This window comes from Nocardia sp. NPDC005746, from assembly GCF_040630785.1.
In the GTDB taxonomy this organism is placed as follows: Bacteria; Actinomycetota; Actinomycetes; order Mycobacteriales; family Mycobacteriaceae; genus Nocardia.
On record NZ_JBEXYE010000001.1, the window covers coordinates 158,414 to 181,806 of the forward strand.

20 protein-coding genes are annotated in these 23,393 nt (G+C 68.9%); 11 read left to right on the plus strand and 9 right to left on the minus strand.

The features are described from left to right. Window positions 1-1,551: an NAD(P)/FAD-dependent oxidoreductase gene (locus ABZ412_RS00730; RefSeq protein ID WP_357274689.1), complete on the plus strand. Its 1,551-nt coding sequence runs from the start codon at window positions 1-3 to the stop codon at window positions 1,549-1,551. Window positions 1,552-1,561: 10 nt separating this feature from the next. On the opposite strand, the gene ABZ412_RS00735 is transcribed toward ABZ412_RS00730, so the two are convergent. From ABZ412_RS00735 to ABZ412_RS00750, 4 genes are all read right to left on the minus strand, one after another. Continuing rightward, window positions 1,562-2,206 carry a class I SAM-dependent methyltransferase gene (locus ABZ412_RS00735; protein ID WP_357274691.1) on the minus strand — a complete coding sequence of 215 codons (645 nt, stop codon included), beginning with the start codon at window positions 2,204-2,206 and terminating at the stop codon, window positions 1,562-1,564. 257 nt (window positions 2,207-2,463) lie between these two features. Beyond that, complete coding sequence (locus tag ABZ412_RS00740) at window positions 2,464-3,384, minus strand: LysR family transcriptional regulator (protein ID WP_357274694.1); 921 nt, start codon at window positions 3,382-3,384, stop codon at window positions 2,464-2,466. Between the two features lie 66 nt (window positions 3,385-3,450). Continuing rightward, entirely contained in the window at window positions 3,451-4,860 is a 1,410-nt protein-coding gene (gene tnpB / locus ABZ412_RS00745; RefSeq protein WP_357274695.1) for an IS607 family element RNA-guided endonuclease TnpB, read from the minus strand. 293 nt (window positions 4,861-5,153) lie between these two features. Then, entirely contained in the window at window positions 5,154-5,780 is a 627-nt protein-coding gene (locus ABZ412_RS00750) for a GDSL-type esterase/lipase family protein (RefSeq protein WP_357274697.1), read from the minus strand. A gap of 196 nt (window positions 5,781-5,976) precedes the next feature. Here ABZ412_RS00750 and ABZ412_RS00755 point away from each other — a divergent pair, with 196 nt between their 5' ends. Next, complete coding sequence (locus ABZ412_RS00755; protein WP_357274699.1) at window positions 5,977-8,418, plus strand: lysylphosphatidylglycerol synthase transmembrane domain-containing protein; 2,442 nt, start codon at window positions 5,977-5,979, stop codon at window positions 8,416-8,418. Window positions 8,419-8,474: 56 nt separating this feature from the next. On the opposite strand, the gene fadD5 is transcribed toward ABZ412_RS00755, so the two are convergent. Next, complete coding sequence (gene fadD5, locus ABZ412_RS00760; protein ID WP_357274702.1) at window positions 8,475-10,040, minus strand: fatty-acid--CoA ligase FadD5; 1,566 nt, start codon at window positions 10,038-10,040, stop codon at window positions 8,475-8,477. A 283-nt stretch (window positions 10,041-10,323) separates the two neighbouring features. Between fadD5 and ABZ412_RS00765 the strand changes: the two genes are divergently transcribed. The 5 genes from ABZ412_RS00765 to ABZ412_RS00785 all read left to right on the plus strand — a co-directional run bounded on the left by ABZ412_RS00765 (window position 10,324) and on the right by ABZ412_RS00785 (window position 16,164). Next, on the plus strand, window positions 10,324-11,298 hold the full coding sequence (locus ABZ412_RS00765) for a nitronate monooxygenase family protein (RefSeq protein WP_357274704.1): 975 nt from the start codon (window positions 10,324-10,326) through the stop codon (window positions 11,296-11,298). A 155-nt stretch (window positions 11,299-11,453) separates the two neighbouring features. Next, window positions 11,454-11,621: a type II toxin-antitoxin system VapB family antitoxin gene (locus ABZ412_RS00770; RefSeq protein ID WP_357098794.1), complete on the plus strand. Its 168-nt coding sequence runs from the start codon at window positions 11,454-11,456 to the stop codon at window positions 11,619-11,621. A 184-nt stretch (window positions 11,622-11,805) separates the two neighbouring features. Then, a complete protein-coding gene (locus ABZ412_RS00775) occupies window positions 11,806-14,568 on the plus strand; it encodes an acyltransferase domain-containing protein (protein ID WP_357274706.1) in 2,763 nt (920 codons plus the stop codon). 35 nt (window positions 14,569-14,603) lie between these two features. Then, on the plus strand, window positions 14,604-14,993 hold the full coding sequence (locus ABZ412_RS00780; RefSeq protein WP_357274709.1) for a hypothetical protein: 390 nt from the start codon (window positions 14,604-14,606) through the stop codon (window positions 14,991-14,993). Window positions 14,994-15,000: 7 nt separating this feature from the next. Beyond that, on the plus strand, window positions 15,001-16,164 hold the full coding sequence (locus ABZ412_RS00785; RefSeq protein ID WP_357274711.1) for a cation:proton antiporter: 1,164 nt from the start codon (window positions 15,001-15,003) through the stop codon (window positions 16,162-16,164). Window positions 16,165-16,173: 9 nt separating this feature from the next. Here the strand turns inward: ABZ412_RS00785 and ABZ412_RS00790 are convergent, their stop codons facing one another. From ABZ412_RS00790 to ABZ412_RS00800, 3 genes are all read right to left on the minus strand, one after another. Next, on the minus strand, window positions 16,174-16,569 hold the full coding sequence (locus tag ABZ412_RS00790) for an RNA-binding S4 domain-containing protein (RefSeq protein WP_357274713.1): 396 nt from the start codon (window positions 16,567-16,569) through the stop codon (window positions 16,174-16,176). Window positions 16,570-16,586: 17 nt separating this feature from the next. Next, on the minus strand, window positions 16,587-17,198 hold the full coding sequence (locus ABZ412_RS00795; RefSeq protein WP_357275884.1) for an NlpC/P60 family protein: 612 nt from the start codon (window positions 17,196-17,198) through the stop codon (window positions 16,587-16,589). A gap of 284 nt (window positions 17,199-17,482) precedes the next feature. Next, window positions 17,483-17,737, minus strand: coding sequence for a hypothetical protein (locus ABZ412_RS00800; RefSeq protein WP_357098812.1), 255 nt, complete (start codon window positions 17,735-17,737; stop codon window positions 17,483-17,485). 156 nt (window positions 17,738-17,893) lie between these two features. Between ABZ412_RS00800 and ABZ412_RS00805 the strand changes: the two genes are divergently transcribed. Then, window positions 17,894-19,078: an ATP-binding protein gene (locus ABZ412_RS00805; protein WP_357274715.1), complete on the plus strand. Its 1,185-nt coding sequence runs from the start codon at window positions 17,894-17,896 to the stop codon at window positions 19,076-19,078. Window positions 19,079-19,167: 89 nt separating this feature from the next. Beyond that, a complete protein-coding gene (locus tag ABZ412_RS00810) occupies window positions 19,168-21,123 on the plus strand; it encodes an acyl-CoA dehydrogenase family protein (RefSeq protein WP_357274717.1) in 1,956 nt (651 codons plus the stop codon). A gap of 63 nt (window positions 21,124-21,186) precedes the next feature. On the opposite strand, the gene ABZ412_RS00815 is transcribed toward ABZ412_RS00810, so the two are convergent. Further along, window positions 21,187-21,615 carry a hypothetical protein gene (locus ABZ412_RS00815; RefSeq protein ID WP_357274719.1) on the minus strand — a complete coding sequence of 143 codons (429 nt, stop codon included), beginning with the start codon at window positions 21,613-21,615 and terminating at the stop codon, window positions 21,187-21,189. A 229-nt stretch (window positions 21,616-21,844) separates the two neighbouring features. On the opposite strand from ABZ412_RS00815, the gene ABZ412_RS00820 reads away from it, so the two are divergent. Both ABZ412_RS00820 and ABZ412_RS00825 read left to right on the plus strand, forming a co-directional pair. After that, window positions 21,845-22,831, plus strand: coding sequence for an alpha/beta hydrolase (locus ABZ412_RS00820; RefSeq protein ID WP_357274722.1), 987 nt, complete (start codon window positions 21,845-21,847; stop codon window positions 22,829-22,831). Window positions 22,832-23,013: 182 nt separating this feature from the next. Further along, window positions 23,014-23,301: a hypothetical protein gene (locus tag ABZ412_RS00825; RefSeq protein WP_357098825.1), complete on the plus strand. Its 288-nt coding sequence runs from the start codon at window positions 23,014-23,016 to the stop codon at window positions 23,299-23,301. The last annotated feature ends 92 nt before the right edge of the window (window positions 23,302-23,393 follow it).

The window sequence follows — 23,393 nt, forward strand, 5'->3', positions numbered from 1 at the left end:
ATGACGCAGGCGGGATACGACGTGATCGTGGTCGGCGGCGGCCACAACGGGTTGGTGGCCGCCGCCTACCTGGCCCGGGCCGGGAAGTCGGTGCTGGTGCTGGAACGCGCGGACCATACCGGCGGCGCGGCCGTTTCCGAGCGGGTGTTCCCCGGCTTCGACGCGCGGCTGTCGCGGTACTCGTATCTGGTGAGCCTGCTGCCCGAACGGATCGTCCGGGACCTGGATCTGAGTTTCGAGACCCGCAAGCGCCGCATCTCCTCGTACACGCCGATCGGCGATGCGGGGCTGCTGGTGGACAACGGCTCCGAGGCGGCGACCCGCGCGAGTTTCGCGCAGGTCACCGGGTCGGAGCGGGATTACAAAGCGTGGCAGCGGTTCTACGCCATGACCGGGCGGCTGGCCGAGCGGGTGTTCCCGACTCTCACCCATCCGCTGCCCACCCGCGCCGAATTGCAGCGCACGGTCGATGATTCCGCCGCCTGGGAGGCGATCTTCGAACGGCCCCTGGGGGAATCGGTGGAGTCCGCCTTCACCGACGACACCGTGCGCGGCGTGGTGCTCACCGACGCGTTGATCGGCACCTTCACCCACGCCCACGATCCGTCGCTGCTGCAGAACCGTTGCTTCCTCTATCACGTGATCGGCGGCGGCACCGGCGACTGGAACGTGCCGGTCGGCGGCATGGGCGCGCTCACCGACGCGCTCGCGGCGGCGGCCCGCCGGGCAGGAGCGGAGATCCGGACCGGCCGCACCGTCATCGGCATCGACACCGACGGCGACACCGCGGAAGTCCGCTTCACCCACGGCGATCGCACGGGCACGGCCGGCGCCCGGCACGTGCTGGTGAACGCCGCGCCGTACACACTGGCGGGCCTGCTGGGCGAGTCGGCCGACAAACCCGAAGGCGCGCAGCTGAAGATCAATATGCTGCTGCGGCGGCTGCCGAAACTCCGTGACCCACGCGTGGATCCGCGCACCGCCTTCGCCGGGACCTTCCACGTCTCCGAGTCCGCGGCCCAGCTCGACCGCGCCTATCGGGAGGCCGCGGCGGGCGGGCTGCCCTCGGCACCGCCGTCGGAGATCTACTGTCACACCCTCACCGACCCGTCGATCCTCGCGCCGGAGCTGATCGAGAACGGCTTCCACACCCTCACCCTGTTCGGCCTCCACACGCCCGCACGGCTTTTCGCCGACGATCCGCGCGGCGCGAAGCGGCGCTTGGTGGACGCCACTCTGGCGCAGCTGGATTCGGTGCTGGCCGAACCCATCGGTGACTGCCTGGCATTGGATGGTGAGGGCAATCCGTGCATCGAGGCCCGCACCCCGGTCGAACTCGAACGCGAGGTGGGCCTGCCTGGCGGACATATCTTCCACGCGGACTTGGCTTTTCCCTATCGCACCGGCTCCGCCGACAGCCCGGCGGAGCGTTGGGGCGTCGCGACCGGGCATCGCAATGTCCTGCTGTGCGGGGCGGGCGCGGTGCGCGGCGGCGGGGTCAGCGGCATCGGCGGGCACAATGCCGCCATGGCGGTCCTGGAACAGGACTGAGCGGGTCCCGTCACCGCGAGGGCAGCAGCTGGGTGACCCGCCACAGCCGCCGCGGCAGCTCGCCCTCCTCGAACGCGTGCCGGTCGCGCAGTTCCCAGCCCGCGGCCAGGCTGTCCACCAGCGCCTCGGAGAAGAAGTGCACCGCGAACCCGCCGTGCTCGTAGATGTCGTCGCCCAGCGCCTTACCGGTGCCGAAGTGCGCGTCGTCGGTATTGCGGACGGTGTAGACGAACGCCCCGCCGGGCTTGAGCACCCGGCGGATCTCCGCGACCAGGTCCCGCAGTTCCTGGGTGCTGAGGTTCATGCACAGCAGCATGTGCGCGTAGACCGCGTCCACGCTGCGGTACGGCAGCGGAATCGGCTGGCGGACATCGTGTTCCAGGGTGGTCACCCGCGCGCTCAGCCCGGCCGCGTCCGACCACTCCCGCAACTGGGCCAGCCCGACGGCGCTGAAATCGGTGGCCGTGACCCGAAAACCGCGGCGCGCCAGATAGATCGCGTCGCGGCCGTGGCCCGCGCCCAGTTCCAGCACCTCGACGGCGCCCTGCTCGCGGAACAGGTCGGCCGCGTACACCGCGGCCTCCGAGGGCTGCTCGCCGTACATGCCCGGATGCGTGCGGTAGGTGCGCTGCCAGTGTTCGTGCTGGTCGCTCATGCTGCGTCCTTTCGAGCATGAGCGGAGCGCTGCGTGGTTACGCTGCGCTGCCGCCTCCGCGCTTGACCACTCATGCTGCGTCCTTTCGAGCATGAGCGGAGCGCTGCGTGGTTACGCTGCGCTGCCGCCTCCGCGCTTGACCGCTCATGCTGCGTCCTTTCGAGCATGAGCGGAGCGCTGCGTGGTTACGCTGCGCTGCCGCCTCCGCACTTGACCGCTCATGCCCCCATCATGTCCGACCGGCGGCTGCCCGGGGGCTAGGACGTGCGGCGGCCGTCCGCGCCGTGCTGGCCGCCCATGATGTCGGAGCAGCAGCGAATGAAGTAGCGCACCACCGGATCGGCCTCGGAGGCGTCGGGCCACACCACCGCGACCCGGGTGGGGCCGATGCCGTGCACGGGCCGGAACACCACGCCCGGGAATTCGGTGCGGGAGGTGGAGGCGGGGGTGAAGCTCACCCCGAAGCCGTTGGCGATGGCGCGCAGCCATTCGTCGGTATTGCGGGCGATGGCGCCGATGATGGCGGTGTCCGCGGGCCGCGAGTCCAGGCCCATCCAATAGTCTCGCCACCAACCGGTTTCGGCGGGCGAGGCGACGTAGGGCTCGTCCCACAGTTCCCGGAACGCGATGTCGTGGCGGTCCGCGAGCGGATGGTCCTCGGGCAGCGCGATCCAGCGCGGTTCGGCGAACAGTTCTCGCAGGTGGTATTCGTCCTGACCGGGAAAGGGCAAGCGCAGCAGGGCGACATCCACATCGCCCTCGTCGAGTCCGGCGGTCGGGTCGGTCCAGCCGCCCTGGTGCAGATCGACCTGCCAGTCCGGGTGCAGCCGATGGAAGACCCGGATGATTTCCGGGATGTGGCCGTCGGCCGCGCTGTTCACGCAACCCAGCCGCAGTACCCGGGAGGCGCGGCTGGAGTCGCTCTTGGTGGCGCGCAGGATCCGGTCCCAGGACGCGAGCAGCGCGGGCAGCTGCTCGGCGAGCACCTTGCCGGCCGCGGTCAGGGTCCAGCCCGCCCGGGACCGGACGAACAGCTCCACACCCAGCTGCTGTTCGAGCTGTTTGATCTGGGTCGCCAGCGCGGGCTGCGCAACATGCAGTCGCTGCGCCGCCCGCGGCAGGTTCTCCGCATCCGCGACTGCCAGGAAGTAACGCAGTAGTCGCGTGTCGATATCCATGCCACCAGGTTAGGAACAGGGCAATGCCACCAGGTTAGGAACCAAGGCAACCGGTAGGCATACCGTTCACGGAAGGTGTTGTCTAGTTCCGTGACCTGCGAGATTGCTCCGGCAGGGTTGGCCCGCAACCGCAGTTTCGGGTCTTCCCGTGGCGATACCACCGCCCGGCGAGCCGGGTCTTACACGGTTTCCAGCGGGCATCTTTACCGTCCCGACGCAACTCGCCGAGGACACCAACGCCGCCAAATTATGGGCAGCGTTCACATCACGATCCAACACCAGACCGCAATGATCACAACGGAATACGCGCTCACCCAAAGCCAGCTTGGTTTTCACTGTCTTGCAGGAAGAGCACGTTTTGGAACTGGGGTACCAGCGGTCGGCGGTCACCAACCGCCCGCCGTACCAGCGGGACTTATATTCGAGCTGGTGGCGCAGTGTGGAGAACCCGGCCGACCAGATCGCCTTGGCCAGGGACCGATTGCGCAGCATCCCCGCAACATTCAAGTCCGCCACCACGATCGTCCCGTAGGTGCGGGTCAGGCGGGTGGTGAGCTTGTGGAGCCCGTCACGGCGCATCGCGGTCACACGATGCTCGAGGCGGTTGGCATTGGCGTTGGCCTTCTCCCACCGCCGCGACGGCCCCACGCCGTGCTTGTGGTCGGGGCCTCGGCGGCGAGACCGCACCCGCCCAAGCCGGCGACGCCGCTGCTGGGTCTTCTGGTAATGCTTCGGGTCCGGGACAATCTCGCCCGTGGACAGGACGGCCAGGGAGTTCACGCCGACATCCAACCCAACCCCGGCGTCAGGCCGCGCGGGTTTCGGATCGTTGCGCTGGACCCGGACGGTGAACGACACCCACCAGCGGCCACCGCGCCACGACAGGGTCATGCCGCCCAGTTTCGCGGTCCCGTTGCGCAGCCGCCTGGCGAGCTTGCGCGTCGATTCACCGGTCCGGACGACCCCGATACGGGGAATCTTGACCTGCCGCGACCCGTCGCCGAGACCGTAACTACCGGTGGTGACGGTGAACGACTGGTGCGAGTGCTTCTTCTTCCGGGCCGGGACGCCCATCCTCGGGCCGGTGCGGGTGCCGCGTTTGGACTTCGAGTGGTTGGCGAACGCATCAGCAACGCGCGCAAGCCCGCACGAGTACGCCTCTTTACTGTTCTCCACCCACCACGGCGCGACCGTATCTTTCTCGGCGTTCCAGGCTTTGCGGAGACTGTACGCGGATTGGTTGACCCACGGTGTCAGGTCTTCGTCGGGGATGCCGTAGGTGGCTTCGGCCTGCCGCTGCGCCCAGTTGGCGAGGACCTTGCGGCGGCCCCAGTTGTAAGCGAACCGGGTTGCCCCGCAATGGGAACGCAAGGCTTGTGCCTGGCCGTGAGTCGGTTCCAACGCGAACCGGTACGCCTGAATCTGCCTCACCCCAGCCTTCCCGGGGCGATCGTTCGACGACGATGGTTCGCTCACCTGTTCGACAGTAGAGAAGCCGGACCAGACACGACAACATCGAAACCGAAGACACGCCAATCGAATTACAGCCACCGCACCGAAGCCCGACCGTCCCACCGCAACGCGCAACGCGCAACGCACAACGGCACGAAACATCACAAACCACCCAACAGTTTGACTATCCCCTGGCTTGGAGGATGGGATTCGGACGGCATGCTACCGGCGGTTCCGGGTCGGGAGGGGCGGCGCGCGGGGAGTGACGGTGGTCGCGTCCGGCGATTCGTGGACCAATGGCTGGGCCCCGGCGAGAATCAGCGCACGACAGGCAGTTCCGAGCCCGGATCGGCGAGCCAGAGCAGCCAGTGAGGGGCGAGCAGGGCGGCGAACTCGTCGTATCCGGTCGCGCTCGGGTGGTAGCCGTCACCGGCGGCGATGTCGCGCATCCAGATCTGGTTCTCACGTAAGGGCTGATGGGCCCGCAGGTAGGGCGCCTGCGCCTCCTCGCACAGCTCGGCGTAGCGGACGTCGAGGTCCAGCAGCCGGGCATTGTGCTCATCGTCGACATTCGGGGGCGGCGCGACCACCATTGCCTGCCAACCCTTTTCCCGCGCCCGGCGCAGGATCTCGGCCAGATTGCGCACCGACTCCGCGGAATCGACTCGGGGACGCCCGTTCTCGAACTGGGTGTCGTTGACGCCGGTGGAGATCACCACCCGGCAGTCCGCGCCCGCGGGCAGCCGGGGCGCGCATTCGGCCTCCCACCGCCCCCGTAGCTCGGTGCTGTTCTCCCGGCGGATCCCCAGGTTGTAGTAGGTCAGGGGCTGCCGGGCCGCGGCGGCGCGGGCCGCCAGCCGCCCCGCCCACCCCAGGCATTTCTGATCACCGACCCCGGCGACGAACGACTCCCCCAGAAAGCAGACACGCAGATCGAGCACCACGGGCAGATCCTCGCACGCCGGTCGAACCGCCGCCCGACGCTCGGAACAAGCCGGAAAAACCGATACCCGGAACCGGGCGCGGCGGACGCTTCGGGCCAGGCTTGTCGGGCAGTGTCCGGCGCACGGGTTACGGTTAGCGGCGTCAGCCGACCCTGGGACCACAGCCGTTCCCACGATCCGAAAGCGCGAATAGGACATGCGAGTCGACGGGCGGGAGATTCCCGTCTCCGGCAGCCTGCTGCAGCCGCGGATCCGCCGGACCAGTGACATTCTGCGCGTCGTGCTGTCCGCGCTGTCGGTGGCCGTGGTCATCGCGGGATCGTTGATCACCAGGCCGCAGTGGGAGGATTTGGAGCGGTCGGTATCCACCATCGTGGGTTTCCTGACCCCGGAACAGTCCAACCTGGTCTACATCGTCTACGGCATCGCCGTGCTGGTGCTGCCCTTCGCCATCCTGGTGCGGCTGGTGCTACGCCGGCAGTGGAAGCTGCTGGCGGGTTTCATCTCCGCGGGCCTGATCGCGGTGGCGCTGTTCTCCATCACGGACAGCGGGTTCTCCGCGCCCCGCTGGCATCTGTCCGAACCCGACCAGGTCAACACCTTCCTGTCGCAGTTCCTCGACGACCCGCGCTGGATCGCCATGCTGGCCGCGACGCTCACCGTGGCCAGCCCGTGGCTGCCCGCCCGGGCCCGGCGCTGGTGGTGGACGCTGCTGCTGGCGTTCGTGCCGATCCACCTGTTCGTCTCGCTGGTGGTGCCCGCCCGCGCGGCTCTGGGTCTGGTGGTGGGCTGGCTGGTGGGCGCGGTGATCGTGCTGGTGGTCGGCACCCCCGCGCTGGAGGTGCCGCTGGCCGCGACGGTGCGGGTGCTGGCCCAGCGCGGCTTCCGCGTCACCGCGTTCACGGTGCTGCGCCCGGCCGCCCGCGGGCCGCTGGTGCTGTCGGCCTCGACGACGCCGCAGCCCGAGCTCAGCGCCTCGCCCAACGGTCCGTCCGGTGCGGCCGAGACCGGCGAATCCCATTCACCGGACGATGAATTGATCATCGAGCTGTACGGCGCGAACCAGCGCAGCCGCGGCATGCTGCAGCAGCTGCGGCGCTGGCTGACCATTCGCAGCGGCGAGTATCCGGCCCCGTTCGCGTCCATGCGGCGCGCGGTCGAGCACAAGGCGCTGATGGGTTTCGCCATCGCGGATCTGGGCCTGGCCAGCTACAAACCGCTCACTGTCGCGGCGCTGGACCGCGGCTGGACGCTGTACGCGCACACCGTGCCCCAGGGCCGTCCGCTCGCGGCCGCCGACGGGGAACCGGCGCTGACCCGGGCGTGGCAGGCGCTGCACCGCATGCACCAGGCCCAGATGTCGCACGGGGACCTGCGCACCGACGAGATCCGCATCCTCGACGACGCGGTGCTGTTCGGCGGCTTCGTGCAATCGGAATTCGGCGCCTACCAGGTGCGTTTCGATTCCGACGTGGCCCAGCTGCTGCTCGGCTCGTCCGCGTTGTTCGGCACCGGCCCGGCGGTGCGGACCGCGCTCGAGGTGCTGGACAAGCAGGCCGTGCTCGACGCCTCGGCGCGACTCACCAAGACCGCCATGCCCACTCACGTCCGCAAGGCGGTGCCCGACGCCGGCGAGCTGATGAAGTCCATCCGCGAGGAAGTGGCCGCGCAGACCGGGCAGGACAAGATCGAGGCCGCGCAGATCAACCGCTTCTCGCGCAACCAGATCATCCAGCTGGTCCTGCTGATCGGCCTGGTGTACGTGGCCTACCCGTACATCAGCGCGGTGCCGACCTTCGCCTCCGAACTGGGCAACCTGAACTGGGGGTGGGCGCTGCTCGGCCTGACCGTGTCCGCGCTGACCTACGTGGGCGCGGCGATGGCGTTGTGGGCGTGCGCCTCCGAGGCCGTGAAGTTCGGCAACCTGCTGCTCATGCAGATCGCCAACACCTTCGCCGCGACCACCACCCCGGCCGGTGTCGGCGGTCTGGCGTTGAGCGTGCGCTTCCTGCAGAAGGGCGGGCTCGGCGCGGTGCGGGCCACCGCGGCGGTCGCGTTGCAGCAGACCGTTCAGGTGGTGTCCCACGTGGTGTTGCTGCTGATCTTCGGCGCGCTGGCCGGAACCTCCACCGACCTCTCGCATTTCGTGCCCAGCGCCACCGTGCTGTACCTCGTGGCCGGCGCCCTGCTGGGCCTGCTGGGCGTGACCATGTTCGTCCCCAAGGTGCGCAAGTGGCTGCTCAACGAGGTGCGCCCGCAGCTGGCGGACGTGGTCGGCCAGCTGAAGGACCTGGCGCGGCGACCGGGGCGGCTGGCCATGATCGTGGGCGGCTGCGCCACCACCACCCTCGGCATGGCGCTGGCGCTGTGGGCCAGTATCGAAGCCTTCGGCGGCAGTACGACTTTCGTGACCGTCACCATCGTCACCATGATCGGCGGCACGCTGGCCTCGGCCGCGCCGACACCCGGCGGTGTGGGCGCGGTGGAGGCCGCGCTCATCGGTGGTCTGGCCGCGTTCGGAGTGTCGGCGGGGATCGCGGTCCCCGCCGTGCTCCTCTACCGCGTGCTGACCTGCTGGCTGCCGGTGTTCTGCGGCTGGCCGATCATGCGCTGGCTCACCGCGAAGGACATGATTTGACAGTCGCGCCCGGCGCGGGAGCAACGGGCGCGGGCGGCTAGAGCACAGCTGTCGGGTCAGGCCGAATACTGGTCGCGCAGTGCGACCTTCACGACCTTGCCGCTGGCATTGCGGGGCAGCTCGGGCACCACCACCAGATGCTTGGGGTGCTTGTAGCGGGCCAGGGACTCGTTCAGGAACGGCTCCAACTCCTCGAGGGTCAGCTCGTCGATGCCCGCGGCCAGCGCGACCACCGCCACCGGCACCTCGCCCCACTTCTCGTGGGCGCGGCCGACCACGGCGGCCTCATGGATCTTGGGGTGCGCGAAGAGCACGTTCTCGACCTCGGCGCAGTAGATGTTCTCGCCGCCGGAGATGATCATGTCCTTCTTGCGGTCCACCACGTAGACGAAGCCCTCCTCGTCGCGGCGCACGAGGTCACCGGAGTGGAACCAGCCGCCGTGGAAGGCCTCCGCGGTGGCCTCGGGCTTGTTCCAGTAGCGCTGCATGAGAGTCGGTCCGCGGTAGACGATCTCGCCGATCTCACCCGGGGCGACATCGTTCATCTCGTCGTCGACGACCCGGACCTGCAGGGTCGGGATGGGCAGGCCGACCGAGCCGAGCTTGCGCAGCGCGTCCTTGCCCTCGAGCACACAGGTGATGGGCGACAGCTCGGTCTGACCGAAGACCGCCACGTTGAAGGCGTCCGGGAAGCAGTCGGCCATGGCCCGCAGCACCGTGTCCGAGGCGGGGGCCGCGCCCCACGACAGCGCCCGCAGAGCCAGCTTGCGCTGCTTGACGGTGGGTTCCTCGCAGATGAGCTGCCACTGCGCCGGGACGCAGAACGCGGTGGTGGCCTGCTCGGCCTCGATGGCGTCGAGGAATTCGGTGGCGTCGAACGCGCCCAGCGGGTGCAGCACGGTGGTGCCGCCGAGCATGAAATACGGTGCGAGACTACCCAATCCGGCGATGTGGAACAGCGGGGAGGTGCAGAAGCCGATCGAATCGGGGGTGATCTCCAGGGCCCGGATACAGGTCAGCGCCTGCGCGTTCATGTTCGCGTGGGTGAGCACCGCGCCCTTGGGGCTGCCGGTGGTGCCCGAGGTGTACATGATCAGGCAGGGCGTGTCCTCCGGAATGTCCAGCGGCGCATGGGGTTCGCCCGGCTCGGCGAGCAGCTCGTCGTAGCCGAGCACGCCCTCGCCGGTCCGCCCGTTGATCACGACCACGGTGGACAGCTCCGCGGCCTGCCCGGCCACGCCCACCGCGAGCGGCTGCAGCACCGAGTCGGTGACGATCGCCTTCGCGCCGGAGTCGGCCACGATGTAGGCGACCTCGGGCGGGGTGAGCCGGAAGTTCACCGGCACCGCGATGGCGCCGAGGGCGTTGATGCCCATGACCGCCTCGATGTACTCGGTGTAGTTCAGCGCCAGGATGAGCACGCGATCGCCGAACCCGACCCCTCGACGGGACAGCGCGTCGGCGAACTTCTCCGACCGCTCGTGCAGCCGCTTCCAGGTGGTCTCCGCGCCCTTGAACGTGAAGGCCACGTGGCCGGGCCGCATGGCCGCGTGCGTGCCGATCTGGTTCACCCAGTGGTTGCGAACCGATCGAATCGGCTCGTCTAGCGGCTGGAAGGTCATGCGGTGTCCTTTCACGCTGATCGACCGTGAGAATACCGCTTAACTTTCTGACGTGACAAGGGTTACAGAGAAGGATTAATCGATACGTTCTCACCCAGTCATACAGCAGTTCAGAGGCTGTATTCGGGGGTGCACCACCCTGTTGTCCGCAGGCAACCATCCACAGACCCACAGGTGACGGCACTGCGTTTATGCAAACTCTGACTCACATCAGGGTTGTCGCCCCATATGCAACTATGCGAGTATCGGGGCAGTTGCGAGAGGCAGGAAGAGGACAGCGCCCATGGCACTGAAGACCAGATTCACCGAGACCTTCGGGGTGGAGCACCCGATCGTGCAGGGCGGCATGATGTGGGTCGGCCGCGCCGAGCTCGCCGCGGCCGTCTCCGAGGCGGGCGGCCTCGGCATCATCACCGCGCTCACCCAGCCCACGCCCGACGACCTGCGCCGCGAGATCGACCGCGCGCGGGAGCTGACCGACAAGCCCTTCGGCGTGAACGTCACCATCCTGCCGTCGATCAACCCGCCGCCGTACCAGGAGTACGCGCAGGCCATCATCGACTCCGGCGTGAAGATCGTGGAGACCGCCGGGTCCAACCCCGAGCCGTTCCTGCCGTACTACAAGGACGCCGGGATCAAGGTGCTGCACAAGTGCACCAGCGTCCGGCACGCGCTCAAGGCCCAGAAGATCGGCGTCGACGGCGTGTCCATCGACGGCTTCGAATGCGCCGGCCACCCCGGCGAGGACGACGTACCCGGTCTGATCCTGATCCCGGCCGCCACCCAGGCGCTCGATATCCCGGTCATCGCCTCCGGCGGTATCGCCGACGCCCGCGGCCTGGTCGCGGCGCTGGCGCTGGGCGCGGACGGCGTGAACATGGGCACCCGCTTCATGTGCACCCAGGAGTCGGCTATCCACCAGACGGTCAAGGAGCAGATCGTCGCCAACTCCGAGCGGGCCACCCAGCTCATCTTCCGCACCATGCACAACACCGCGCGGGTGGCCGACAACGAGATCAGCCGCAAGGTCGTCGAGATCGAAAAGGCGGGCGGCAAGTTCGAGGACGTCCGGGACCTGGTCGCGGGCGCCCGCGGTCGCCGGGTGTTCGAGGAGGGCGACCTGGACGCCGGCATCTGGTCGGCCGGTCAGGTGCAGGGCCTCATCGACGACATCCCGACCTGCGGCGAGCTGGTGTCGCGCATGGTCGCCGAGGCCGAGGCGCTGATCGGGCAGCGGCTGGCGGGCATGCTCGGCTGAGCCCTTCGGGATGTTCGGCGAAAGTCGGTACGTCCCAGACAATTACGACAAGAGCCCTTGGCACTCGTGCCGAGGGCTCTCGTCATTCGGGGTATCCCCGGACGCTGGATCCGTCATGCTTTTCAGTAACGACGGATGCGGCGGAGGTGCCTGAAATGGCAATCACTCGAATCTATCTCGACGACGACGCGCTGCGCCGGACCATGGCCATCTCCGGTGTGTACACCGAACAGGACGCGGTGAACCTAGCACTGCGGTTCTTCAGTACCCACGCCACGGCCGAGGATTTCGACCAGCCCTTTCACTCTCGCACCGCCTCGTAATCCCAGGTGGCGGTGAGCCTCGCGCCGGTCGCGGGGCCGTGCCTGCACGAAAGGTCTTCAGACCGCGAGGAAATCTTGGCAGAATCGCCGGAGTACCTCGACGGCCGACAGCGCGCGGACACGGGAGGGCATTCCTGTGCACCACAGTACGAGAGCGACCACCGATCCCACCCCGGCGACGAGGGTGTCGATCGTCGGTGTCGGTTGCCGGGCCACCGGCACCGACTTCGACCACGCGTGGTTCGGGCTGGACCGGCTCGCCGCCGTCGGCCTGACCCCGCGCCAGCGCACCACCCTCGAGGCGGCCGTCGAAGCCCTCGACGACTCCGGATTGGGTTGCCTGGCAACGGGTTCCCGGGCGGCGGTCGTGTTCGGCGCGATTGGCGGCACCAACACGGCACACCACCTGTCGCGGGCGCTCGACCTGCGCGGGCCCAGCCTGACCGTGGACAGCCAGCGGGCCTCACCGCTGGTGGCGGTGGACATGGGCGTCCGGCTGCTGGCCGACGAATCCGTGCCGTTCGTCCTCGCCGGGGGCGTGGATCTCACGCTGCTCCCGGACATCTCGGACCTGCGCCTGCCGCTGCCACGGGGCGCGGGACTCGAGGGCGGCGACCGCGCGGGCGGTGGCGCCGGGGTGTGCACCGTCCTGGTGCTGCAACGCACCGGCGACGCGTTGCGCACCCGGACCCGCCGGTACGCCGAAATCGGGGGCCCCGGAATCGGTTTCCGTGAGACACGCGGGGTGGACGCGCACATCGCGCTCGACGATCCGCGCCAGGGCGGATCGTCCGACACCGACCGCGGCGAGGAACCGCCCATCCTCATCCCGGTCTCCGGACCCGACGCCGTCACCATCCGCCACCTGGCCCTGCGCTGGGCCGTCGCGCTCGGCTCGTACCGATCCCTGCGCGAATTCGCCGCCGCCACGGCCAGACTCGTGCCCGAACCGGCCCGCGCCGCCGTCATCGCACGGGACGGCATCGAGGCCGCCGCCCAGTTGCGCGCGCTCGCCCGCCGGATCGAGGCGAGCACCGCGACGGATCACGCACGGGCACCGCTGGCGACGCCCGGCACCGGCTCCCTGACAGCCGCTCCCTTCGTGACGGTCTCCGGGCCCGATGTCTTCACCCCGGTCCGCGAACGTGCCGACGGCGGTGTGCTTTTCCTGTTCCCCGGGACCGGAGACCATCCGCGCATGGGACGCGCCCTCACCGCGCGCTACCCGGTCTTCGCCGCGGCCCTCACCAGGGCTGTCGACGTGGTCGTCGAGGTGGGCGGCCCGCGAGTATGGACGCCGCGCTATGGATTCGGGCGGAACGGGCACGTCGCGGTGTCGGCCTCGACCCCGCACCCGGCGTCGGACCATTCACCGCCGTCCACGGCCGCGGCCGCGTCGGGTCGCGGCGATGACCGAGCAGACGCTGCGGAGCTCGACGAGACACCGTGCGCGGGTGCCCCTCCCGATAACGAGACCGGCAGTGGGATCCACGGCGATCTCCGCGACTCCAGTAGGCACGACGGGGGAGTGACGGGCATCCCGGATGGCCGCGATGGGATCGTTTCCAGACAGATTTCGCTGTTCGTCTTCCAGTACGCGCTGACGGAACTGCTGGAGTCGTGGGGGATTCACGCGGACGGGGTCGCCGGGCACGGTGCGGGCGAGGTCGCGGCGGCGGTCGGGTGCGGCGCGTTGTCGCTCGAGGACGGGGCGCGCGTCGCGGTGGCACGAGCGCGGCTGGTGGCCCGGGCCGGTGGCGGCGGGACCGCGGCGGTGCTGGAAGCGACCCCCGCCGAGGTGAATCAGCTGGTCACGCCGATGAGCGCGGAGGTCGCGGTGGCAGCCGTGGACGGCCTGGCGATCACCGTGTCAGGTGAGCCACGGTATGTCGATGCGCTGGTCCGGCGAGCCCATCGGCGCGCCATCTTCGCACAGCGGGTACCCGCCGGATCGGACCACGAGCCGCCACACCTGCCGATGGTCCGCGGCCGCGCCCACGAATTGCGCGGCGAGCTCGCTGATCTCGCGCCCCGGCACCCGTGGTGGCCGCTCTATTCGACCACCCGACGCGGCGCCGTGTTGCGCCCCGACAGCCCGGATTGCTCGCCCCTGATGGACGGCGAGTATTGGACCGCGAACGTCTCGCAGGCGGTCGAGCTCGCGGCGGCGTTGGACGGTGTTGTCGCGGACGGCTTTTCGACCGTGCTCGAGGTCGGTCCCACCTCGGTGCTGACCTCCGCGGTGCGGGAGCGGATCGCGCTGCGGGACGGCGCGTGGCCCGTGCTGGCGGCGGATGACGAGGCGGGGAGTCTGTTGCGCACGATCGCGCGGTTGTATCTGGAGGGGCGGACCGTGGATTGGACCGCGCTGGGTCCGCACACGACCGCACCGCCGCAACGGCAGTGGCGGCGACCGGATTCCGGTGATTCGGGCAGTTGGCCGCGGCCCGGGTTCGCCGCGGACGGACATCCGCCCGGTCCGGTGTTCCCCGAGGTGGAGATCCGTCCCGAGGGGACATATGTGGTAGCGGGCGGGCTGGGGCCGCAGGGCGAAGCCGCGGTGCGGTGGCTGCTGGCGGCCGGTGCGCGGGACGTGGTGGTGTTGACTCGCACACCGCGGCCGCTGCCCGCCCGATTGACCGGCATGGAGGATCGGATCGTCATGATGCGGTGCGACTGCGCCGATCGCGCCGACCTCGCGACGGCCCTGCAGGACATACGCGAATGCGGGTCGGTGGTACGGGGTGTGGTGCACGCGTCCGGCGCGACGCGACTGGTGGCGGCGACCAATCTGCTGGAGCTGACCGCGGCCGATCCCACGGACTTCACCGTGCTGCTGACCTCGGCGCCCGGCGCGGGCGGGCCGGAGGCGGTGCGGGAACTCGCGGACGCGCAGGCGGATCGGCGGGTCATCTGCGTGGAGTGGGAGGTCGGGCCCGCAGCCTGAACGAGTATCGGCGCCGGCTCAGGCATGATGACTGGATGACGGATCCCGAGATCACGGTCGAGTGGAAGAAGGAGCCGGACGAGCACGACTACCCGGCCGCCGCGGACTACCTCGAGATGCTGGCGGAGCCGGACGTCATCGAGCAGGTCGTCCAGTCGCTGCGCGACGCGCCGGTGAGCCACAAGAAGGCCAAGGACCTGTTGCGGGCGTCGCACCTGGAGATCCTGCCCAGCTACAACCCCTACGTGCGGCGTGACCTGGCCAAGATCACTGCCGGGAAGGCGCTGTCGCCGATCCTGGTGGTGCGCGGCGACTTCCGCAAGGGCGTGCCCATGCAGATCGTCGACGGCTACCACCGGGTGTGCGCCATCTATTACACCGACGAGAACATCGCGATCCCGGTGAAGATCGCCCCACTGCCGTGAGATCGAAGTGAACTTCCAGACCCTCACACTGATCACCGTCCTCGGACTGGCCGGGCCCTGGCTGGCCTGGCGGCAGTCCTGGCATCTGCCGGTGATCCTGGGCGAGCTGCTGGCCGGAATCGTCTTCGGCACCACCGGCTTCGGCCTGCTGCACCCGGCCGACCCGACCTTCACCTTCCTGGCCGACGTCGGCTTCGCGGTGGTCATGTTCGTGGCGGGCACCCACGTGCCGGTGCGCGACACGGCGATCCGCTCGGCGCTCGGGCGCGGCGCGGCGCGCGCGGTGGCGGTGGGCGTGCTGGCCATGATCGCGGGGCAGGGCATCGCGGTCTGGTTCGACACCGGGCACGGGCTGCTCTACGCGGTGCTCATCGCCTCGTCGTCGGCGGCCATCGTGCTGCCGATCATCGACTCGCAGGGCCTGGGCGGAAAGCCGGTCCTGGAGTTGACCGCTCAGGTCGCCCTCGCCGACGCGGCCGCGGTGATCGCGTTGCCGCTGGTGATCGATACGGGCAATGCGGGCCGGGCCGCCATCGGCGCGCTGCTGGTCGCGGCGGCCGCGCTGATCGTCTACTTCTTCCTGCGTTGGCTCGAGGAATCCGGTATCCGGCACCGGCTGCACACGGTGTCCGAGGATCGGAAGTTCGCTCTCGAATTGCGGGTCAGCCTGGCGCTGCTGTTCGCCCTCGGCGCGCTGGCCACCCGCAGTCACGTGTCGATCATGTTGGCGGGCTTCGCCCTCGGTCTGGCGGTGGCGGCGGTCGGCGAACCGCGCCGGGTGGCCAGGCAGCTGTTCGCCCTGAGCGACGGATTCCTCGCGCCCTTGTTCTTCGTCTGGCTGGGTGCGCGTCTGAACCTGCGCGAGTTCGGCGACCACCCGTACCTGATCCTGCTCGGCCTAGCCCTCGGGGCGGGCGCGGTGCTGGCCCACGCGCTCATGCGGGTGCTGGGTCAGCCGGTTCCGTTGGGCGCCATCGCCTCGGCGCAGATCGGGGTCCCGGTCGCGGCGGTCACGGTGGGCACCCAACTGCATGCGCTGAAACCGGGCGAACCGGCCGCCCTCATGCTGGGCGCACTGGTGACCATTGCCGCGGCCGCGTGGGGAGCACGGTCGGCCGCGGCGACGCAATCGGGGAATCTCGCTCCGGCGCAGGGCGATAAGAAGTCCTGAGCGTCCCGATCAGTCGGATTCGCGACCGAGGAGTTTGTCGGTCTCGCGGCGCTCCCGCTTGGTGGGGCGTCCCGCACCGCGATCCCGGCGCGGTATCAGCGCGGTCAGTTGCGGATCGGGCGGCGGCGGGCTCTTGTCGATCATGCACTGTACGGCCACGGCCGCGCCCACCCGTTTGGTGATGAGCTGCTCGACGATGACGATGCGTTCGGTCCCGTTGACGCGCACCCGGATCTCGTCACCGGGTTTCAGCGAGTGCGCGGGTTTCACCGGCACGCCGTTCACCCGGACATGCCCGGACCGGCAGGCCGCCGCGGCCGCCGATCGGGTCTTGAAAATGCGGACGGCCCAGGTCCAAGAATCAACTCGGGCCTGGGCCGTAGTGCTCAGTGGAGCAGGGGTCACGCTCTAAAGATTACGTGTCACGCGTTGACGACGCGGCGGGCGGTGACCACCTGGCTGGCGTGCAGCGGGGTGTAGGAGACCGGGGTGCCGGACTGCACGGCGTTCAGCAGCTTGCCGTCGCCGGCGTAGATGCCGACGTGGCCGCCACCGTTGGTGATGACGATGTCGCCGGGCTGCAGGTCGTCGAAGGCGACCGGGGCGCCGACATTGGACTGCTCGAAGCTGGTGCGGGGCAGCTCGATTCCGGCCTGCTTGTAGGCCCACTGGACCAGGCCGGAGCAGTCGAAGCTGTAGGGACCGGTCGCACCCCAGGAGTACTGGGCGCCGACCTTGGTCTCGGCCGCGTGCAGGGCGATGTCACCCACGGAGCTCGGCTTGTTGAAGATGGTCGGCAGCTGGAACTGCGGAGCGGGCGCGACCGCCGGAGCGCCGACCTGGGCGCCGCCGCCCAGAGCGCCGGGGGTCTGCAGCGCCGTCGCGGCGTCCTTGACCGTCTGGTTGAACTGCTGCACCTGGGGCGTGAATTCGTCCGGCACATCGAAGTTTCCGATGCCGGGGATCTCGACGGTGGCGGCCGTGGCGGTGATCGCCGGGAAGACACCAGTAGTCGTCGCCGCCATCGCACCCATGACGATGGCACCCTTCACGGAAGCCGGAAGCTTCGATTCCTGCTGCAAGCTGTGCTTACCCACTGAGACGCATCTCCGATCGTGCTGCTTGTAACTTCGCGGGCTGCCTCTCCGATGAAGCAACAGACTCCGCTAAGTCACGAGAAGATTACGACTCGGTCGCCCGGTTGTCCACCCGACACAGGCGGCGCGTCCAATGTTTCCGAAAACGTCCCGCTAAGCGGTCATTTCGGTGTAAAGAGCCGTGGATCACGAGACGGTATAGGCGATCGTTCCGGCCGTTATCAACCCTTCGCCTGAGCGCCCCGCTCCAGTTCGGCAATCCGCCGGCGCGCGTCGGCGAGGTCCACTTCCAACTGGCCCAGGGCCATCACCAGCGGTCCCACCGCGAGGTCGGCCACCAGCTGCGGATCGTCGTACCCGCGCTCGATGGCGACCAGGATGTTGTTGCGGATGCGTGCGGCGACCACCGCCTCGGCGGGGACGTTCCAGGACTCGACCACCTCCGCGACGGTGGGGGGTACGACTTCTTCCGACATGAACCCTCCTGCCCTGGATCCCAACGAATCAGGCATAAGGGTAGAGACCCCGGGCGACACCGCGGGCACATGTGCCACATGCCGGTCGATAGCTGCGTCTAGGGCCCGCCATAGATACCCGGATAATCCGTGATTCCCGCGCTACGGTTGGGCCGCATGGACCCCGTCAAGAATCCGTACGCACCCGGCGCGGGGCAGCGGCCACCGGAACTCGCGGGCCGGGGCCGGCAGCTCGCGGCCTTCGACATCGTGCTGGAACGGGTGGCGAAGGGCAGGCCGGAGCGCAGCGTCATGCTCACCGGACTGCGCGGGGTCGGAAAGACGGTGCTGCTCAACCAGCTTCGCTCCGCCGCCCGCACCCGCGGATGGGGCACCGGCAAGCTGGAGGCGCGGCCGGATCAGGAACTGCGGCGGCCGCTGGCCTCGGCGCTGCACATGGCGGTGCGTTCCCTGGCCGTGGGACACCGCAATCCGGAGCAGGTGGACGATTTCCTGGGGATTCTCAAGGCTTTCGCGCTGCGCTCCACCGCCGACAAGGGCATGCGGGACCGCTGGAACCCGGGCATCGACGTGCCCGCGGTGACCGGGCGCGCCGACTCCGGCGATATCGAGATCGACCTCGTCGAGCTGCTCGTGGAGGCCGCGGCGCTGGTGCGCGATCACGGCATCGGGATCGCGGTGTTCATCGACGAGATGCAGGATCTCGGGGCCGCCGACATCTCCGCCATCTGCGTGGCCTGCCACGAATTGAGCCAGGACGCCGCGCCTTTGATCGTGGTCGGGGCGGGGCTGCCGCACCTGCCCGCGGTGCTGACCGCGTCCAAGAGCTACTCCGAGCGGTTGTTCTCCTATCACCGGATCGATCGGCTGGATCGGGAGTCGGCGGATCAGGCGTTGATCGCGCCCGCCGAGCGGGAGAGCGTGGAGTACTCGGCGGAGGCGCTGGACGCGCTCTACAAGAAGGCCGACGGGTATCCGTATTTCGTGCAGGCGTACGGCAAGGCGGTGTGGGACGCGGCGGCGCGGAGTCCGATCTCGGCCGAGGACGTGGCGGTGGCGTCACCCGCCGCCGAAGAAGAATTGGCGGTCGGTTTCTTCGGTTCCCGCTACGAACGCGCTACGCCCGCCGAGCGTGAATACATGCGCGCTATGGCCGATCTGTCCGGAGACGACGGACCGGTCGCGACCTCGGCGGTCGCCAACGAACTGGGGCGAAAACCCGCATCTCTGTCCCCGGCCCGGGACGGGCTGATCAAGAAGGGACTCATCTATTCGGCCGAGCGCGGCACCATCGGTTTCACGGTTCCGCATTTCGGCCGCTATCTCCGTGGTGTGCAATAGGAATGGTGAACGATCGATATACCCCTACCGGTGGGTAACAAAGGCTCCTACACTCGAATGTGATTCTCATCACGGTCGAGGAGGACATCATGGCGACTGTCGCCAAAGTCGACGCCACCGAAGAACAGGCCCGGGCACTCGTCGAGGAATCCCGCGAAACCACCTGGGCAAAGCCATCCTTCGCCAAGGAGATGTTCCTCGGCCGATTCCGGCTCGACCTCATCCATCCCTTCCCCCGCCCCAGCGCCGCCGACGAGGCCGCGATCGAGGCCTACCTGACCCGGCTGCGCGCGTTCTGCGAGACCATCGACGGCCTCCGCATCGAGGCCGAGGGCCGCATCCCCGACGAGTACGTGCGCGGGCTGGCCGAGCTCGGCTGCTTCGGGCTCAAGATTCCCGCGGAGTACGGCGGGGTCGGACTCTCCCAGGTCGGCTACAACCGCGCGCTCATGCTGGTCGGCTCCGCGCACGCCAGCCTCGGCGTGCTGCTCTCGGCGCACCAGTCCATCGGCGTGCCGGAACCGCTGAAGCTGGCGGGCACCCCGGAACAGAAGCGGGAGTTCCTGCCGCGCTGCGCCCAGGGCGCGGTCAGCGCGTTCCTGCTCACCGAACCCGATGTCGGCTCCGATCCGGCGCGCATGGCCTCCACCGCCACCCCCACCGCCGACGGCGAGGCCTACGAACTCAACGGCGTGAAGCTGTGGACCACCAACGGCGTGGTGGCCGAACTGCTGGTGGTGATGGCGCGGGTGCCCAGGAGCGAGGGGCACCGCGGCGGCATCTCCGCGTTCATCGTGGAGGCCGACAGCCCCGGCATCACCGTGGAACGCCGCAACGGGTTCATGGGTCTGCGCGGCATCGAGAACGGCGTCACCCGCATGCACAATGTGCGGGTCCCGAAGCGAAACCTGGTGGGGCGTGAAGGCGACGGGCTGAAGATCGCGCTGACCACCCTCAATGCCGGTCGCCTGGCGATTCCGGCCATGTGCACCGCGGCGGCCAAGTGGTCGCTGAAGATCGCGCGGGAATGGTCGGCCACCCGTGTGCAGTGGGGCCGCCCGGTCGGCGAGCACGGCGCCGTCGGCACCAAGCTGTCCTTCATCGCCGCAACGACTTTCGCGCTGGAGTCGGTGCTCGACCTGTCCGCCACCATGTGCGACGAGAACCGCAACGACATCCGCATCGAGGCCGCGCTGGCCAAACTGTGGGCTTCGGAGATGGCCTGTCAGATCGCCGACGAGCTGGTGCAGATCCGCGGCGGCCGCGGCTACGAGACCGCGGCATCGCTGCAGGCCCGCGGCGAAAGGGCGGTCGCCGCCGAGCAATTGGTGCGGGATCTGCGGATCAACCGCATCTTCGAGGGCTCCAGCGAGATCATGCGCCTGCTCATCGCCCGCGAGATGGCCGACGCCCACATGGCCGCCGCCGGCGCCCTGGTCGACCGCAATGCCGAACTGAAGGACAAGGCCAAGGCGGCGGTCGGCGCGAGCGGCTTCTACGCCAAGTGGTTCCCGCAACTGGCCGTCGGCGCGGGCACCGCCCCGGTGAGTTACGGCGAATTCGGCCCCCTCGCACGCCACATGCGCTACGTCGAACGCATGTCCCGCAAGCAGGCCCGCGCCCTCATGTACGGCATGGCCCGCTGGCAGGCCAAGCTCGAATACAAACAGGGCTTCCTCGGCCGCATCGTCGACATCGGCGCCGAACTGTTCGCCATGGCCGCCGCCTGCGTCCGCGCCCAGTCCCTCCGCGTCGCGGGCGGCCCCGACGGCGAAGCCGCCGAGGAGCTGGCCGAAGTCTTCTGCCGCCAGTCCCGTCTCCGCATCGAGCGCCTCTTCGACGCCCTCTGGTCCAACACCGACGACGCCGACACCGACCTGACCCGCGGCATCCTCGACGGCCGCTATCGATGGATCGAGGGCGGCGCCCTGGACCCGAGCGAAGGCACCGGCCCCTGGATCGCCGAATGGCAGTTCGGCCCGTCGGTGGAGAAGAACTTGATCCGCCCGTTCCTGCCGTCCACGAAAACGGAGGCCGCGACCTAGCCGACGGCGCGCGCGATAAAACTCTGCCGCTATCTAGCGAATTGCCTAGATAGCGGCAGATTCTCAGGACGAGGGGTGGGGTGCCAAGGCGCGGGCCCAGATCTCGCGGAGGGCGATGGCGACGAGGACGATCGGCAGGGCGGGGAGGACGGCGGAGGTGCCGTGGCCGCCGCAGCCGGTCGGATTCACCGACCAGAGCACGATGGCCGCGACGAACGGGGTGCCGACGGTCATCAGGCCCGGGGCGAGGCGGCCGACCGCGGCCGCTTCCACCGCGGCGGCGATGATCAGGACCAGGAAGGCTACGACCGCGATCGGGCCGGCCATGCAGAAGCCGTCGGAGGGGAGGTAGTCGGCGTATCCGCGGGGCAGGTCGACGTCGCCGGTCCAGCTGAAATCGGCGCTGCCCGGCCACAGGGTCGCGACGACGAAGACCCACCAGCACGCGTGGCCGGTGACATGGACGAACCGGAACAATCGGTCTCGTGTCACCGGGTCAACTTTAGTCGTGGACTATCTAGAGGTTTCTATTGTTTTTGATAGATACAAGTAGATATTCAGGAGGTGCAAGTTGCCGAGGCGGGGGAGGATCCGTCGGCAGGCTGTATAGATCAGCGGAGACAGTTGGACAACTTGTGCATAACGCCTGGTGTGGGGGGTTAACGCCGGGGGCATCCATTCCGACAACCGGGCAAGAAGGCGCACTCTTCAGGAGGACGTCATGTCCACGCTCAACTCTCGCGCGGCCGATTTCGACGGCCGCCACATCACCGTCACGGCGGATGACGGCGTGCCGCTCGCGGTTCGCGAGTTCGGCGCCACCGATGCCCCGGTCACCGTGGTGTTCGTGCACGGACACTGTCTGCGCGCGGAATCGTGGGCGTTCATGCGCGGGCATCTGATGGAGACCTGGGGCGAGGACACCCACATGGTGTTCTACGACCATCGCGGACACGGGGATTCGGGCAATGCGGACCCCTCGACCTACACCATCGAGCAGCTGGCCAAGGATCTGGACGCGGTGTTGCGGGCCGTGGTGCCGACCGGACCCGTTGTGCTGGTGGGACATTCGATGGGCGCCATGACGGTGCTGGCGTACGCGCGGCTGCACCCGATGGCCATCGGCACCCGGATCGTGGGCGTCGGCCTGATCTCCAGCGCCGCCAATGGCGTGACCCGGGTGGGGCTGGGACGGCTGCTGAGCCCGCCCGCGGTGAGCTCGCTGCGCGCTGCGGTGAAGCGCGCGCCGCGGGCCATGCAGGCCTCGAAGCATCTGAGCCGCAGGATCTTCGAGCCGATCATGCGTGACGCCACCCTGGGCACCCGGAAGGTGAGTCCGCGCATGCTGGCGGTGGCGACGGCCATGCTCAACGACACCTCGCTGCTGACCATGGCCAGCTTCCTGGAGTCGTTGATCCAGTTCGACGAGTCCGCGACCCTGCACCGGCTGGGCGAGATTCCGGTGCTGGTGCTGGCCGGGTCCGCGGACATCATGATCCCGTTCGCGCATTCGGTGGTGCTGGCCTCCCAGGTCGCCGATGCCGAGCTGGTGCGCCTGGACGGGGCCGGGCACAGCGTGATCCTGGAGCGGGCCGAGGAGGTGGCCGCGGCGGTGGTCGGGCTGGTGGCGCGCGCGACCGCGGCGATGCGCGCCGAGAACCCGGATTTCGGCCCGGACGGCGGGCCCGAGTACGCCATCGCGGGGTAGCCGGAAGCCGCTCGGCGACGGCCCGATTCGTGGATCTGAAACGTGTCAGACCCCGATTCGAGCCCTCTCGACAGGCCCTCGAACAGCAAATATCCATCGCGGACGAGACGAATCCCGCATGATCACGTACTGTGTTGTAGATCACGATGTGTGGTCTGTCACACAGGTCGAGGAGGTTTTCGATGACACGCAGCGAGATTGCGGAACTCCGCTACGCGGTTGGCCAGCTCCGCCAGTGCGTGGGCGCGCTGCGCTCGCACTACGGAGACGCGGGCACCGTTCGCCGGCTGGAGAACGATCTGGAGCGGCTCAGCATCGATGCCGACGAGTTCGAGCAGACCCCGCCCCCGGAGTCCCCGGCCGCGAAGCAGGAGACCATCTACGTCCCGGACGCCAAGCACGACGAGGCGGCCTGGATGGGCGCGCAGGACGAGGGCCTCGGCTTCCACTCCCGTCCCCGCACCAAGTAGCCGAACCGTCGTTTCGAACAGCAGCTGAGCCACCTCGACAATGGCGTCGGGGCTCGGTGATTCGGCCAGCGCGTCGGGTGAGCTCAGTTGCC

What these genes read in the sequence shown, in the direction of transcription:
- ABZ412_RS00730 (WP_357274689.1), top strand. Translation starts at nt 1, where the DNA reads ATGACGCAGGCGGGATACGACGTGATCGTGGTCGGCGGCGGCCACAAC.
- ABZ412_RS00735 (WP_357274691.1), bottom strand. Translation starts at nt 2,206, where the DNA reads ATGAGCGACCAGCACGAACACTGGCAGCGCACCTACCGCACGCATCCG.
- ABZ412_RS00740 (WP_357274694.1), bottom strand. Translation starts at nt 3,384, where the DNA reads ATGGATATCGACACGCGACTACTGCGTTACTTCCTGGCAGTCGCGGAT.
- ABZ412_RS00755 (WP_357274699.1), top strand. Translation starts at nt 5,977, where the DNA reads ATGCGAGTCGACGGGCGGGAGATTCCCGTCTCCGGCAGCCTGCTGCAG.
- fadD5 (WP_357274702.1), bottom strand. Translation starts at nt 10,040, where the DNA reads ATGACCTTCCAGCCGCTAGACGAGCCGATTCGATCGGTTCGCAACCAC.
- ABZ412_RS00765 (WP_357274704.1), top strand. Translation starts at nt 10,324, where the DNA reads ATGGCACTGAAGACCAGATTCACCGAGACCTTCGGGGTGGAGCACCCG.
- ABZ412_RS00770 (WP_357098794.1), top strand. Translation starts at nt 11,454, where the DNA reads ATGGCAATCACTCGAATCTATCTCGACGACGACGCGCTGCGCCGGACC.
- ABZ412_RS00780 (WP_357274709.1), top strand. Translation starts at nt 14,604, where the DNA reads ATGACGGATCCCGAGATCACGGTCGAGTGGAAGAAGGAGCCGGACGAG.
- ABZ412_RS00795 (WP_357275884.1), bottom strand. Translation starts at nt 17,198, where the DNA reads ATGGGTGCGATGGCGGCGACGACTACTGGTGTCTTCCCGGCGATCACC.
- ABZ412_RS00800 (WP_357098812.1), bottom strand. Translation starts at nt 17,737, where the DNA reads ATGTCGGAAGAAGTCGTACCCCCCACCGTCGCGGAGGTGGTCGAGTCC.
- ABZ412_RS00805 (WP_357274715.1), top strand. Translation starts at nt 17,894, where the DNA reads ATGGACCCCGTCAAGAATCCGTACGCACCCGGCGCGGGGCAGCGGCCA.
- ABZ412_RS00810 (WP_357274717.1), top strand. Translation starts at nt 19,168, where the DNA reads ATGGCGACTGTCGCCAAAGTCGACGCCACCGAAGAACAGGCCCGGGCA.
- ABZ412_RS00820 (WP_357274722.1), top strand. Translation starts at nt 21,845, where the DNA reads ATGTCCACGCTCAACTCTCGCGCGGCCGATTTCGACGGCCGCCACATC.
- ABZ412_RS00825 (WP_357098825.1), top strand. Translation starts at nt 23,014, where the DNA reads ATGACACGCAGCGAGATTGCGGAACTCCGCTACGCGGTTGGCCAGCTC.